The organism is Escherichia sp. 93.0816 (assembly GCF_013368855.2).
In the GTDB taxonomy this organism is placed as follows: domain Bacteria; phylum Pseudomonadota; class Gammaproteobacteria; order Enterobacterales; family Enterobacteriaceae; genus Escherichia; species Escherichia ruysiae.
In genome coordinates this window covers 383,035-398,076 of record NZ_JABWNC020000001.1, presented here as the reverse complement: position 1 = coordinate 398,076, position 15,042 = coordinate 383,035, and the positions used below count along the sequence as shown (strand labels likewise).

The window sequence follows — 15,042 nt, the reverse complement described above, 5'->3', positions numbered from 1 at the left end:
CATGCAATATACCTGGAAACATAAACTTTATGCCATGTATCCGGGGAAAATCATCTTCAGTATAGTGATTATGAAAACCGTCGAAGAACAATACGTACGGTAACAAAATTATCTTTCAGCAAGGAGCTGTGAAAATGTCTCAAAATAAGGCTTTCAGCACGCCATTTATCCTGGCTGTTCTTTGTATTTACTTCAGCTATTTTCTGCACGGCATTAGTGTTATTACACTTGCACAGAACATGTCATCTCTGGCAGAAAAATTTTCGACTGATAATGCTGGTATTGCTTATTTAATTTCCGGTATTGGTCTGGGTCGTCTGATCAGTATTTTATTCTTCGGTGTGATCTCCGACAAATTTGGTCGGCGAGCGGTAATATTAATGGCAGTCGCCATGTATCTGCTGTTCTTCTTTGGTATTCCCGCTTGCCCGAATTTAACTCTCGCTTACTGTCTGGCAGTGTGCGTAGGTATCGCTAACTCGGCGCTGGATACCGGTGGTTACCCGGCGTTAATGGAATGCTTTCCGAAAGCCTCCGGGTCGGCGGTAATACTGGTTAAAGCAATGGTGTCATTCGGGCAAATGTTCTATCCAATGCTGGTGAGTTATATGCTGCTGAATAACATCTGGTACGGCTATGGGCTGATTATTCCGGGCATCCTGTTTGTACTGATCACGCTAATGCTGTTGAAAAGCAAATTCCCCAGCCAATTAGTGGATGCCAGCGTTGCTAATGAATTACCGCAAATGAACAGTAAACCGTTAGTCTGGCTGGAAGGTGTTTCATCGGTACTGTTCGGTGTCGCCGCATTCTCGACCTTTTATGTGATTGTGGTGTGGATGCCCAAATATGCAATGGCATTTGCCGGTATGTCGGAAGCCGAGGCATTAAAAACCATCTCTTATTACAGTATGGGTTCGCTGGTCTGTGTCTTTATATTTGCCGCGCTACTGAAAAAAATAGTACGCCCCATCTGGGCTAACGTATTTAACTCTGCACTGGCAACGGTAACTGCTGCTATTATCTATCTCTACCCTTCTCCGCTAGTGTGTAATGCCGGAGCCTTTGTTATCGGTTTCTCAGCGGCTGGCGGCATTTTACAACTCGGCGTTTCGGTCATGTCGGAGTTTTTCCCCAAAAGCAAAGCCAAAGTTACCAGTATTTATATGATGATGGGAGGTCTGGCAAACTTTGTTATTCCTCTGATTACCGGTTATCTGTCAAATATCGGCCTGCAATATATCATCGTTCTCGATTTTACTTTCGCGCTGCTGGCTCTGATTACCGCGATTATTGTTTTCATTCGCTATTACCGCGTATTCATTATTCCCCAAAATGATATCCGGTTAGGTGAACGTTATTTTAAACACAATTAGGCACAGAGGTTAAAGGAGTTAATTATGGATGTTACCGCTAAATACGAATTGATTGGGCTGATGGCCTATCCTATCCGCCACAGTTTATCGCCTGAAATGCAAAATAAAGCCTTAGAAAAAGCAGGATTACCATTTACCTATATGGCCTTTGAGGTGGATAACGATAGCTTTGCCGGAGCAATTGAAGGATTAAAAGCCCTCAAAATGCGCGGCACCGGTGTGTCGATGCCGAACAAACAACTGGCGTGTGAATATGTTGATGAATTAACGCCTGCGGCGAAACTGGTGGGCGCCATCAATACCATCGTTAATGATAACGGCTACCTGCGCGGTTATAACACCGACGGCACAGGCCATATTCGCGCCATTAAAGAGAGCGGTTTTGATATCAAAGGCAAAACGATGGTGCTGTTAGGTGCCGGTGGCGCCTCAACGGCGATTGGCGCGCAGGGGGCGATTGAAGGGTTAAAAGAAATTAAACTCTTTAACCGTCGGGATGAGTTTTTTGATAAAGCCCTCGCCTTCGCGCAACGGGTCAACGAAAACACCGATTGCGTCGTCACAGTTACGGATCTCGCCGATCAACAGGCCTTTGCCGAGGCGCTGGCTTCTGCTGACATTTTAACCAACGGCACCAAAGTGGGTATGAAACCCCTTGAGAATGAATCATTAGTTAATGATATCAGCTTGTTACATCCAGGACTTCTGGTCACTGAATGCGTATATAACCCGCATATGACGAAGTTATTGCAGCAGGCGCAACAAGCGGGTTGCAAAACGATTGATGGATACGGCATGTTGTTGTGGCAAGGGGCTGAACAGTTCGCGTTATGGACTGGCAAAGATTTCCCTCTGGAATATGTTAAACAGGTCATGGGGTTCGGCGCCTGACAGGCTGACCGCGTGCAGAAAGGGTAAGAAATGAAAACCGTAACTGTAAAAGATCTCGTCATTGGCACGGGCGCACCAAAAATCATCGTCTCGCTGATGGCAAAAGATACCGCCAGCGTGAAGTCTGAAGCTCTCGTCTATCGTGAAGCAGACTTTGATATTCTGGAGTGGCGCGTGGACCACTTTGCCGACCTCTCCTGCGTAGAGTCGGTCATGGCAGCGGCAAAAGCTATCCGCGAGGTAATGCCGGAAAAACCACTGCTGTTTACCTTCCGCAGTGCCAAAGAAGGCGGCGAGCAGGCGATTTCCACCGAGGCTTATATTGCACTCAATCGCGCAGCCATCGACAGCGGTCTGGTCGATATGATCGATCTGGAGTTATTTACCGGCGATGATCAGGTTAAAGAAACCGTCGCCTACGCCCATGCGCATGATGTGAAAGTTGTCATGTCCAACCATGACTTTCATAAAACACCGGAGGCCGAAGAAATCATCGCCCGTCTGCGCAAAATGCAATCCTTCGACGCCGATATTCCCAAAATTGCGCTGATGCCACAAAGCACCAGCGATGTGCTGACGTTACTTGCCGCGACCCTGGAGATGCAGGAACAGTATGCCGATCGTCCAATCATTACCATGTCGATGGCAAAAACTGGCGTAATTTCCCGTCTGGCGGGTGAAGTTTTCGGTTCGGCGGCAACCTTTGGCGCAGTAAAAAAAGCCTCTGCCCCTGGGCAAATATCAGTGAATGATTTGCGCACAGTATTAACTATTTTGCATCAGGCATAATCAATAACATTCCGGCGGGAACACCCTCACCCGCCGAAATAAAAACAAGTGTTTTAAGAGTATTTAATAAAAATATTCCGTGGATACCTGCGCGCTATTTTTTCTGGCTGGCGCAGGGAAATTCACACCTGAATCAGGAAAAAATAATGAAACCTGTAAAACCACCTCGTATTAATGGACGAGTGCCGGTCCTGTCGGCACAGGAAGCAGTGAATTATATTCCCGACGAAGCAACGCTTTGTGTATTAGGCGCTGGCGGCGGTATTCTGGAAGCCACCACATTAATTACTGCTCTTGCTGATAAATATAAACAGACTCAAACGCCACGCAATTTATCAATTATTAGCCCTACGGGGCTTGGCGATCGCGCCGACCGTGGTATTAGTCCGCTGGCGCAAGAAGGCCTGGTGAAATGGGCATTATGCGGTCACTGGGGACAATCGCCGCGTATTTCAGATCTCGCAGAACAAAATAAAATTATTGCTTATAACTATCCACAAGGCGTACTTACACAAACCTTACGCGCCGCCGCTGCTCACCAGCCAGGTATTATTAGTGATATTGGTATTGGTACATTCGTCGACCCTCGCCAACAAGGCGGCAAACTGAATGAAGTAACCAAAGAAGACCTGATTAAACTGGTCGAGTTTGATAATAAAGAATATCTCTATTACAAAGCGATTGCGCCGGATATCGCCTTTATTCGCGCCACCACCTGCGACAGCGAAGGCTATGCCACCTTTGAAGATGAAGTGATGTATCTCGACGCGCTGGTCATTGCTCAGGCGGTGCACAATAACGGCGGTATCGTAATGATGCAGGTGCAGAAAATGGTTAAGAAAGCCACGCTGCATCCGAAGGCAGTACGCATTCCGGGCTACCTGGTAGATATTGTCGTTGTCGATCCGGATCAAACCCAGTTGTATGGCGGCGCACCAGTTAATCGTTTTATTTCTGGTGACTTCACCCTGGATGACAGCGCCAAACTTAGCCTGCCCCTAAACCAACGTAAATTAGTTGCGCGGCGCGCATTATTTGAAATGCGCAAAGGTGCGGTGGGAAATGTCGGTGTCGGCATTGCCGATGGCATTGGCCTGGTCGCCCGAGAAGAAGGATGTGCCGATGATTTTATTCTGACGGTGGAAACGGGGCCAATTGGCGGTATTACCTCGCAAGGTATCGCCTTTGGCGCAAATGTTAATACCCGCGCCATTCTGGATATGACGTCCCAGTTCGATTTTTACCACGGCGGTGGTCTGGATGTTTGTTATTTGAGTTTTGCCGAAGTCGACCAGCACGGTAACGTCGGCGTACATAAATTCAATGGCAAAATCATGGGCACCGGTGGATTTATTGATATCAGCGCCACCTCGAAGAAAATTATTTTCTGTGGCACGTTAACCGCAGGCAGTTTAAAAACAGAAATTTCCGACGGTAAATTAAATATCGTTCTGGAAGGACGGGTGAAGAAATTTATCCGTGAACTACCGGAAATCACGTTTAGTGGAAAAATTGCTCTCGAACGGGGGCTGGATGTTCGTTATATCACTGAACGCGCCGTATTCACGCTGAAAGAAGACGGTCTGCATTTAATCGAAATCGCTCCCGGTATCGATTTACAAAAAGATATTCTCGACAAAATGGATTTCAAACCGGTTATTTCGCCAGAACTCAAACTAATGGACGAAAGACTATTTATCGATGCGGCGATGGGTTTTGTCCTGTCTGAAGCGGCTCATTAACAGGAGTATAATGATGGATTTTTCTTTAACTGAAGAACAAGAACTGCTGCTGGCCAGTATTCGCGAACTGATTACGACTAACTTTCCGGAAGAGTATTTCCGCACCTGCGATCAAAACGGTACATATCCGCGCGAGTTTATGCGGGCGCTGGCGGATAACGGTATTTCCATGCTTGGCGTGCCGGAAGAATTTGGCGGTATCCCTGCGGATTACGTCACCCAGATGCTGGCGCTGATGGAAGTGTCAAAATGCGGTGCTCCGGCATTTTTGATTACCAACGGTCAGTGTATTCACAGTATGCGCCGCTTCGGTTCTGCAGAGCAGCTACGTAAAACGGCAGAAAGCACCCTGGAAACGGGTGATCCCGCCTATGCCCTGGCGTTGACGGAACCTGGCGCTGGCTCAGACAACAACAGCGCCACCACCACTTACACGCGTAAAAATGGCAAGGTTTATATCAACGGACAGAAAACCTTTATTACCGGCGCGAAAGAGTATCCGTACATGCTGGTGCTGGCGCGCGATCCGCAACCGAAAGATCCCAAAAAAGCCTTTACCCTGTGGTGGGTCGACTCCAGTAAGCCAGGTATTAAGATCAACCCACTGCATAAAATCGGCTGGCATATGCTCAGCACCTGCGAAGTTTATCTCGACAACGTAGAGGTTGAAGAGAGCGACATGGTGGGCGAAGAAGGAATGGGCTTCCTCAATGTGATGTACAACTTTGAGATGGAGCGCCTGATCAACGCCGCGCGCAGCACCGGCTTTGCCGAATGTGCCTTCGAAGATGCAGCCCGCTATGCCAACCAGCGTATCGCTTTTGGTAAGCCGATTGGGCATAACCAGATGATCCAGGAAAAACTGGCGCTGATGGCGATTAAGATCGACAACATGCGCAACATGGTGCTGAAAGTGGCATGGCAAGCTGACCAGCATCAGTCACTGCGCACCAGCGCGGCGCTGGCAAAACTGTACTGCGCACGTACCGCGATGGAAGTCATTGATGATGCGATTCAAATCATGGGCGGTCTGGGCTATACCGATGAAGCGCGCGTTTCCCGCTTCTGGCGTGATGTCCGCTGTGAACGTATCGGCGGCGGTACAGACGAAATTATGATTTACGTGGCAGGTCGGCAGATCCTGAAAGATTATCAGAACAAATAATCTGCAGGCGGCGCAGCTTCTTGCAAAACTGCGCCGCCAGATTTATCCGGCAAGACTTACGGGTTGAGGAAATTCAGAAAAGGTTTCTTGTTCCGCAAAACAGTTTTTAAATTGCCTGCGGTAATCACTGGGCGAACAGCCGACATGGCGCAAAAACAGTTTGGCGAAGTGATCGACATTTTCATAACCCACACGCCAGGAGATCTCTGCCTGTGATAATTCAGTATTGGTGAGTGACCATTTCGCTTCCGTCATACGCCGTTGAATAACATAATTAATAGGGGAAATTCGATATTCTTTAGTAAACTCATGACAAATATAGCTGACGCTGGCACGAAACTTTTTCGATAACTGTTCCAGGGTGATTTTTTCGCGATAGTTATTATTCAGGTAGAAGAGAATATCTTTTATCAGAACATCTTTTTTAATATACCCCTGTTCTGAACGATACGCATTTTTAAAATTTTCGTAGTAAAGAATTGCTAATGTATAGGCAAATGCGTCCCATAACGAAGATATCTGACTATTTTTACTTTGCGGCAAAATCACGCTTAGCTCATTAAATAAGGTTTTAATGACCTCTTTTCCCTGCCCTGCGGCAATTACCGGACATGAATGTGGTTGCAGAAGCTGGTTTTCCTCTGCCCCCTGAAACTGAAAACCGTACAGCGCACAGGTACAGGTCGTTGCTGGATCGTTGACATCAGAAGCCACCGCATGAAGTCTGCCGCGTTCTATCACCACAATGTCATCGGCATGGGCTACATATAACGAGGAGTCAATGGTAAACCTTGCCACCCCTTTCTTGACATAAATCAGCTCAGTTTCATTGTCATGAACGTGATGTCCAGACTCCCATTTGGGATCATCGCTAAATGCAAAACGTGAAAGCCGTGGCGTTTTTCCAGAGACAAACAGCGTTTCGCTGGCATTATCAAAACAGCGTTGATACATGACAACCTCCCTATTCCATGAGCAAGCAAAAGCAATATATGCCGGATAAAATACGGCGTGTATTGCGGTTATACAACCGCGTTTAGCGAGAGCTAAACAAGATTATTTAAACCGAATGCAAGATTGTACGGTCATGGCATAACAATATTGCCGCTAACTGCACTTTTGTTTTAGCGATCGCATTTTTTTTGCAAGATTGTTGGCAAGGAAAACAGCTTGCTCCGTCGAAAACCCCGCACCGCTATCGCACACTATTTTCAGGCCATTTTTACCTTCCATCGGAGATGGTTCCGTATGCGACCCACAGGAGAAATCATGAAAATAATAACCTGCTTTAAGCTGGTGCCTGAAGAACAGGACATTGTTGTCACTCCCGAATACACCCTTAATTTCGACAATGCCGACGCCAAAATCAGCCAGTTCGATCTCAATGCTATTGAAGCCGCAAGCCAGCTTGCGACAGACGATGATGAGATAGCCGCACTGACGGTTGGCGGTTCGTTATTGCAGAACTCGAAGGTGCGCAAAGACGTGTTATCACGCGGGCCACATAGTCTTTATATGGTGCAGGATGCCCAACTTGAACACGCGCTGCCCGTCGATACCGCAAAGGCGCTGGCAACCGCAGCAGAAAAAATCGGCTTTGATTTACTGCTCTTTGGTGAAGGTTCCGGCGATCTCTATGCCCAGCAGGTCGGTCTGCTGGTAGGGGAAATCTTGCAACTTCCGGTGATTAATGCAGTGAGTGCCATTGCGCGTCAGGGCAATACACTGGTGGTTGAACGCACTCTCGAAGAGGAAGTTGAAGTTATTGAACTCTCGCTTCCCGCCGTACTTTGCGTCACGTCTGATATCAACGCTCCACGTATCCCCTCCATGAAAGCCATTCTCGGTGCGGGCAAAAAACCGGTGAACCAGTGGCAGGCAAGTGATATCGGCTGGAGCCAGAGCGCGCCACTTGCTGAACTGACCGGCATTCGCGTACCGCCGCAAACAGAACGTAAACACATCATTCTCGATAACGATTCGCCGGAAGCGATTGCCAAGCTGGCGGAATACCTGAAGAAAGCCCTGAACTAAAGCCAACGGAGAAGAAACGATGAGTCAATTAAACAGCGTCTGGGTCTTTAGCGATAACCCTGATCGTTATGCTGAACTGTTTGGCGGTGCGCAGCAATGGGGGCAACAGGTGTATGCCATTGTGCAAAATGCCGACCAGGCGCAGGCGGTTATGCCTTATGGCCCAAAATGTATTTATGTTCTTGAGCAAAACGCTGCGCTGCAACGCACTGAAAATTACGCTGAAAGCATTGCTGCCCTGCTTAAAGATAAACACCCCGCTATGTTGCTGATGGCCGCGACGAAACGCGGTAAAGCTCTGGCAGCACGGTTAAGTGTGCAACTGAATGCGGCGCTGGTGAACGATGCCACGGCGGTGGATATTGTCGATGGCGACATTTGCGCCGAGCACCGTATGTATGGCGGGTTAGCGTTCGCTCAGGAAAAAATCACCAGCCCACTGGCGATAATTACCCTTGCACCCGGTGTTCAGGAACCGTGCACGAGCAATGCTTCTCATCAATGCCCGATTGAAACGGTGCCTTACGTTGCCCCGCGTCATGAAATTCTCTGTCGCGAACGCCGCGCTAAAGCGGCAAGCAGTGTCGATCTGAGTAAAGCGAAACGCGTGGTCGGCGTCGGGCGTGGTCTGGCGGCTCAGGATGATCTGAAAATGGTTCACGAACTGGCGGCGGCGCTGAATGCTGAAGTCGGCTGCTCACGCCCGATTGCCGAAGGCGAGAACTGGATGGAACGTGAACGTTATATCGGCGTCTCCGGCGTGTTGCTGAAATCCGATCTCTACCTGACGCTGGGGATTTCCGGGCAGATCCAGCATATGGTTGGCGGTAACGGCGCAAAAGTGATTGTCGCCATCAATAAAGATAAAAACGCGCCAATCTTTAACTATGCCGACTACGGTCTGGTGGGCGATATCTACAACGTCGTCCCTGCCCTGATTAACCATTTGAATCGCTAATTCCTTTTCAACCACATCTCCCGCTGCTAACGCAGCGGGAAGGGAGCATAACGCATGTCGGATGACAAATTTGATGCCATTGTGGTCGGTGCGGGTGTCGCCGGTAGCGTTGCCGCACTGGTGATGGCGCGAGCCGGACTGGATGTTCTGGTGATAGAACGCGGCGACAGCGCCGGATGTAAAAACATGACTGGCGGGCGTCTTTATGCCCACACGCTTGAAGCGATCATTCCCGGCTTTGCTGTATCTGCACCGGTTGAACGCAAGGTTACACGCGAGAAAATCTCCTTCTTAACCGAAGAGAGCGCCGTTACCCTCGATTTTCACCGTGAGCAACCGGATGCCCCGCAGCAAGCGTCTTATACCGTATTGCGCAACCGCCTCGATCCGTGGCTGATGGAACAAGCAGAACAGGCGGGTGCGCAGTTTATCCCGGGCGTTCGCGTCGATGCGCTGGTTCGTGAAGGAAACAAGGTCACTGGCGTCCAGGCCGGGGATGATATTCTCGAAGCGAATGTGGTGATTCTGGCTGATGGCGTTAACTCAATACTTGGTCGTTCGCTGGGAATGGTTCCCGCCTCCGATCCGCATCATTACGCTGTTGGTGTAAAAGAGGTCATTGGCCTCACACCAGAACAAATCAACGATCGCTTTAACGTCACCGGCGATGAAGGCGCCGCCTGGCTGTTTGCCGGTTCTCCTTCTGACGGATTAATGGGCGGCGGATTCCTTTATACCAATCGCGACTCCGTATCGTTGGGTCTGGTCTGCGGATTGGGTGATATCGCCCATGCGCAAAAAAGCGTGCCGCAAATGCTGGAAGATTTTAAACAGCACCCCGCCATACGCCCGCTGATTAGCGGTGGCAAACTGCTTGAATATTCCGCGCATATGGTGCCGGAAGGTGGTCTGGCGATGGTGCCGCAACTGGTTAATGATGGTGTGATGATCGTCGGTGACGCCGCCGGTTTCTGCCTCAATCTGGGCTTTACGGTTCGCGGAATGGATTTAGCCATCGCGTCGGCACAGGCTGCTGCCACAACGGTGATTGCCGCCAAAGAACGCGCGGATTTCTCCACCAGCAGTCTGGCGCAATACAAACGTGAGCTGGAACAGAGTTGCGTCATGCGCGATATGCAGCATTTTCGCAAAATCCCGGCGCTGATGGAAAACCCGCGCCTGTTTAGCCAATACCCGCGCATGGTCGCCGGCATCATGAACGATATGTTCACCATCGACGGCAAACCTAACCAGCCGGTGCGCAAGATGATCATGGGACATGCGAAGAAAATCGGGCTGATCAACTTGCTCAAAGATGGCATTAAGGGAGCAACCGCACTATGAGCCAGAATGCTACGGTTAATGTTGACGTCAAATTAGGCGTCAATAAATTCCATGTTGATGAGGGACATCCGCACATCATTCTGGCGGCAAACCCTGATATCAATGAATTTCGTAAATTAATGAAAGCCTGCCCGGCCGGACTTTATAAACAGGATGAGGCGGGAAATATTCATTTTGATTCTGCCGGTTGTCTCGAATGCGGAACCTGTCGGGTGCTTTGCGGCAACACTATCCTCGAACAATGGCAATACCCTGCTGGCACTTTCGGTATTGATTTCCGCTACGGTTAATCACGCATCCCACAGGCCCGCACATCGGGCCTGACGTTTTGTTTCGAGAGTCCAAAATGAAAGTGACATTAACGTTTAACGCGCAGCGTCGTGCAGCCTATCGGCAGCAAGGGTTATGGGGTGATGCTTCGCTGGCCGATTACTGGCAGCAGACCGCTCGTGCGATGCCTGACAAAATAGCCGTGGTCGATAATCATGGCGCATCGTACACCTATAGCGCGCTCGATCAGGCCGCGAGCTGTCTGGCAAACTGGATGCTGGCGAACGGTATTGAAGCCGGCGATCGCGTCGCATTTCAACTGCCCGGCTGGTGTGAATTTACCGTTATCTATCTCGCCTGCCTGAAAACCGGCGCAGTTTCCGTGCCGTTGTTGCCTTCCTGGCGAGAAGCGGAACTGGTGTGGGTGCTCAATAAGTGCCAGGCCAAAATGTTTTTTGCCCCAACGTTGTTTAAACAAACGCGTCCGGTAGATTTAATCCTGCCGCTGCAAAATCAGCTTCCACATCTGCAACAAATTGTCGGCGTGGACAAGCTGGCTCCCGCCACATCGTCTCTCTCGTTAAGCCAGATTATTACCGATAATACCCCGCTGACGACGGCGATATCGGTTCACGGCGATGAATTAGCGGCGGTGCTGTTTACCTCCGGAACTGAAGGTATGCCAAAGGGCGTGATGCTGACACATAATAATATTCTCGCCAGCGAGCGGGCATATTGTGCGCGGCTGAATCTGACCTGGCTGGATGTTTTTATGATGCCGGCACCGCTGGGTCATGCGACAGGTTTTCTGCATGGCGTAACGGCGCCGTTTTTGGTAGGCGCACGGAGCGTATTGTTAGATATTTTCACCCCTGAAACCTGTCTCTCGTTGCTTGAGCAACAACGTTGCACCTGTATGCTCGGCGCAACGCCGTTTGTCTATGACCTTTTGAATTTACTGGAGAAACAGCCCGCAGATCTTTCTGCGCTGCGTTTCTTTCTTTGCGGTGGCACCACGATCCCCAAAAAAGTGGCGCGAGAATGCCAACAACGCGGCATTAAATTGTTAAGTGTTTATGGCTCCACAGAAAGCTCGCCGCACGCGGTGGTGAATCTCGACGATCCGTTGTCGCGCTTTATGCATACCGATGGTTACGCTGCCGCTGGCGTGGAAATCAAAGTCGTCGATGACGCACGCAAGACCTTACCGGCCGGTTGTGAAGGTGAAGAGGCCTCGCGCGGCCCCAATGTGTTTATGGGCTATCTGGATGAACCTGAATTAACCGCCCGTGCGCTGGATGATGAAGGCTGGTATTACAGTGGCGATCTCTGTTGTATGGATGAGGCGGGTTATATAAAAATAACCGGACGCAAGAAAGATATTATTGTCCGTGGCGGAGAAAATATTAGCAGCCGTGAAGTGGAGGATATATTGTTACAGCATCCCAAAATTCATGATGCCTGCGTAGTTGCGATGCCCGATGAACGCTTAGGCGAACGCTCGTGTGCTTATATTGTATTAAAATCGCCACATCATTCATTATCGCTGGAAGATGTGGTGGCATTTTTTAGTCGTAAACGGGTAGCGAAATATAAATACCCTGAACATATTGTGATAACTGAAAAGTTACCCCGCACTGCATCCGGTAAAATACAAAAATTTTTGCTCAGAAAAGATATTATTCAGCGATTAACCGAGGGTTATTGCGGAATTACTGAATAAGACCCGTTTCCGCAAATAGCTAACCCCGGCGACATATTGTCGCCGGGGTTATATTTTATTTCTTCAGTTCAGCCAGACTTAACCAGGTTTGCACCACAGTGTCCGGGTTCAGAGACAGGCTATCGATCCCCTCTTCCATCAACCATGCGGCAAAGTCTTCGTGGTCAGACGGCCCCTGACCGCAAATCCCGACGTATTTGCCCTGTTTCTTCGCGGCACGGATCGCCATCGACAACAGTGCTTTCACGGCATCGTTGCGCTCATCAAACAGTTCAGACACCACGCCGGAGTCGCGGTCCAGACCGAGCGCCAGCTGCGTCATGTCGTTTGAGCCGATAGAGAAACCGTCGAAATATTCGAGGAACTGTTCTGCCAGCAAGGCGTTGGACGGAATTTCACACATCATGATGATCTTCAGCCCGTTCTCACCACGTTTCAGCCCCTGACGCGCCAGTTCTTCAACCACCGCTTTCGCCTGGTCAACGGTACGCACGAACGGGATCATGATCTCAACGTTGGTTAACCCCATGTCGTTGCGCACACGTTTCACCGCTTCACACTCCAGCGCGAAGCAGTCGCGGAAGCTATCAGAAACGTAGCGACCGGCGCCACGGAAGCCCAGCATTGGATTCTCTTCATGCGGCTCGTAACGCTCGCCACCGACCAGGTTGGCGTATTCGTTGGATTTAAAATCAGAGAGACGGACAATGACGCGCTTCGGATAAAACGCAGCGCCCAGCGTCGCGATCCCTTCAGTCAGACGGCCAACGTAAAATTCACGCGGAGAATCAAAACCTTTCATCATCTCGCGGATTTCGTTTTGCAACTGCGGTTCCTGATCGTCAAACTCAAGCAGTGCGCGTGGGTGGACGCCAATCATACGGTTGATGATAAATTCCAGACGCGCAAGGCCCACGCCTTCGTTCGGCAGGCAGGCGAAGTCGAAAGCACGGTCCGGGTTACCGACGTTCATCATCACTTTCAACGGCAGCTCCGGCATCGTTTCTACGCTGGAGCTTTTCACGCTAAATTCCAGCAACTCCGCATAGACGTAACCGGTATCACCTTCGGCACAAGAAACAGTGACGTTCTCACCGTCTTTCATCCGTTCTGTTGCATCACCACAGCCCACTACCGCCGGAATGCCCAGTTCACGGGCGATGATCGCCGCGTGACAGGTACGACCGCCACGGTTGGTGACGATGGCAGATGCTTTCTTCATGATCGGTTCCCAGTCCGGGTCGGTCATGTCAGTGACCAGCACGTCACCAGGTTCGATGCGGTTCATTTCGCTGATGTCATGAATGACTTTCACCGGCCCCGCGCCAATGCGATGACCGATAGCACGGCCTTCGGCGATAATCTTGCCCTGTGAATGCAGCGTATAACGTTCCGTGACCTGGCCGCGTGAACGCACGGTTTCCGGACGTGCCTGCACAATAAACAGTTTGCCGGTGTGACCGTCTTTTGCCCACTCAATGTCCATCGGACGACCGTAGTGTTTCTCAATTTGTACGGCCTGTTTTGCCAGTTCCTGCACTTCTTCGTTGGTCAGCGAGAAGATGTCACGTTGTTCCTGTGGTACGTCTTCAATTTTAACCTGCTTGCCGTGCTCCTGAGTCGGCGCGTAGACCATGCGGATTTTTTTCGACCCCATGGTACGGCGCACGATAGCCGGGCGATTCGCCGCCAGCGTCGGTTTATGCACGTAAAACTCATCCGGGTTAACCGCGCCCTGCACAACCATCTCACCGAGGCCCCATGCGGAAGTGATAAACACCACCTGGTCGAAACCGGATTCGGTATCAATGGAGAACATCACGCCAGAGGACGCGAGGTCGGAACGCACCATCCGCTGAACACCGGCGGAGAGCGCCACGCCACGGTGATCGTAACCCTGGTGAACGCGATAAGAGATGGCGCGATCGTTAAACAGAGAAGCAAAGACATGCTTCACTGCCACGAGGACGGCGTCAAAACCCTGAACGTTGAGGAAGGTTTCCTGCTGACCGGCAAAGGAGGCGTCCGGCATGTCTTCTGCGGTGGCGGAGGAACGCACCGCAAAAGAGGCGTTTTCGTCATCGGCGGAAAGCTGTGCATAGGCTTCGCGGATGGCATTTTCCAGCTCAGGCTGGAAGGGAGTGTCGATAATCCACTGGCGGATTTGCGCGCCTGCTTTCGCAAGCTGAGTAACATCGTCAATATCCGTTTTATCCAGCAGTTCATAAATGCGCTGGTTTACGCCGCTTTGATCCAGAAACTGGTTAAACGCATCGGCGGTGGTGGCGAAACCATTCGGAACGGAAACGCCCATTCCGGAAAGGTTAGTAATCATTTCACCCAGGGAGGCATTTTTGCCCCCAACCCTGTCTACATCATTCATGCCGAGTTGGTTATACCAAAGCACCAGCGGTGACGAGCCATTGTTGGACATCGAACAATCCTTTTGTGATAAATGAACGGTTTGAGAAACACATTTCTGCGCATTTATCTTTGCATATTTAACCAGATGAAAAAAACGGTGAATCGTTCAAGCAAATATATTTTTTTACTTTTTAAGACTGATCCCAGCGTTGCGCAAATCTGTTATCTTCGATAATTCCCACATAAACCATCGGTATAAACGAAACCGGAAAATGAAATGCTGTTTTCATAAAAAATAAAATTGAAGGTTCATTTTATAAACCAGGCATAACGTTCTACGCTTCTGTACGTTTTTAATTTATGCTTTCATAGAATTATGTCTGCAT

General features: G+C 49.9%; 11 protein-coding genes and 1 pseudogene. 10 read left to right on the top strand and 2 right to left on the bottom strand.

What is annotated here, in order from left to right; translation table 11 throughout:
- Positions 1-134 precede the first annotated feature (134 nt).
- From HEM79_RS02055 to HEM79_RS02035, 5 genes and pseudogenes are all read left to right on the top strand, one after another.
- A pseudogene (locus HEM79_RS02055) lies at positions 135-1,389 on the top strand (MFS transporter).
- An 11-nt stretch (positions 1,390-1,400) separates the two neighbouring features.
- Entirely contained in the window at positions 1,401-2,267 is an 867-nt protein-coding gene (ydiB, locus tag HEM79_RS02050; protein ID WP_176241133.1) for a quinate/shikimate dehydrogenase, read from the top strand.
- 30 nt (positions 2,268-2,297) lie between these two features.
- Positions 2,298-3,056: a type I 3-dehydroquinate dehydratase gene (gene aroD, locus HEM79_RS02045; protein WP_176241134.1), complete on the top strand. Its 759-nt coding sequence runs from the start codon at positions 2,298-2,300 to the stop codon at positions 3,054-3,056.
- A gap of 146 nt (positions 3,057-3,202) precedes the next feature.
- Entirely contained in the window at positions 3,203-4,798 is a 1,596-nt protein-coding gene (locus tag HEM79_RS02040) for an acyl CoA:acetate/3-ketoacid CoA transferase (protein WP_176241135.1), read from the top strand.
- Between the two features lie 13 nt (positions 4,799-4,811).
- Positions 4,812-5,963, top strand: coding sequence for an acyl-CoA dehydrogenase (locus tag HEM79_RS02035; protein WP_000347850.1), 1,152 nt, complete (start codon positions 4,812-4,814; stop codon positions 5,961-5,963).
- Positions 5,964-6,005: 42 nt separating this feature from the next.
- On the opposite strand, the gene HEM79_RS02030 is transcribed toward HEM79_RS02035, so the two are convergent.
- Positions 6,006-6,917 carry an AraC family transcriptional regulator gene (locus tag HEM79_RS02030; protein WP_000284823.1) on the bottom strand — a complete coding sequence of 304 codons (912 nt, stop codon included), beginning with the start codon at positions 6,915-6,917 and terminating at the stop codon, positions 6,006-6,008.
- Between the two features lie 315 nt (positions 6,918-7,232).
- On the opposite strand from HEM79_RS02030, the gene HEM79_RS02025 reads away from it, so the two are divergent.
- The 5 genes from HEM79_RS02025 to fadK are packed head-to-tail and all read left to right on the top strand — an operon-like array spanning position 7,233 to position 12,292.
- Positions 7,233-7,997, top strand: coding sequence for an electron transfer flavoprotein (locus HEM79_RS02025; RefSeq protein ID WP_176241136.1), 765 nt, complete (start codon positions 7,233-7,235; stop codon positions 7,995-7,997).
- Positions 7,998-8,016: 19 nt separating this feature from the next.
- Positions 8,017-8,955, top strand: a complete 939-nt coding sequence (locus HEM79_RS02020; RefSeq protein ID WP_176241137.1) for an electron transfer flavoprotein subunit alpha — start codon at positions 8,017-8,019, stop codon at positions 8,953-8,955.
- Between the two features lie 54 nt (positions 8,956-9,009).
- Positions 9,010-10,299 carry an FAD-dependent oxidoreductase gene (locus HEM79_RS02015; protein WP_176241138.1) on the top strand — a complete coding sequence of 430 codons (1,290 nt, stop codon included), beginning with the start codon at positions 9,010-9,012 and terminating at the stop codon, positions 10,297-10,299.
- Positions 10,296-10,589, top strand: a complete 294-nt coding sequence (locus tag HEM79_RS02010; RefSeq protein ID WP_105286857.1) for a ferredoxin family protein — start codon at positions 10,296-10,298, stop codon at positions 10,587-10,589. Before HEM79_RS02015 ends, HEM79_RS02010 begins: the two co-directional genes overlap by 4 nt.
- 56 nt (positions 10,590-10,645) lie before the next feature.
- Entirely contained in the window at positions 10,646-12,292 is a 1,647-nt protein-coding gene (gene fadK / locus HEM79_RS02005; protein ID WP_176241139.1) for a medium-chain fatty-acid--CoA ligase, read from the top strand.
- 55 nt (positions 12,293-12,347) lie between these two features.
- Here the strand turns inward: fadK and ppsA are convergent, their stop codons facing one another.
- Positions 12,348-14,726 (bottom strand): phosphoenolpyruvate synthase, encoded by a 2,379-nt coding sequence (gene ppsA, locus HEM79_RS02000; protein ID WP_176241140.1) that lies wholly within the window; start codon positions 14,724-14,726, stop codon positions 12,348-12,350.
- Positions 14,727-15,042: the final 316 nt, after the last annotated feature.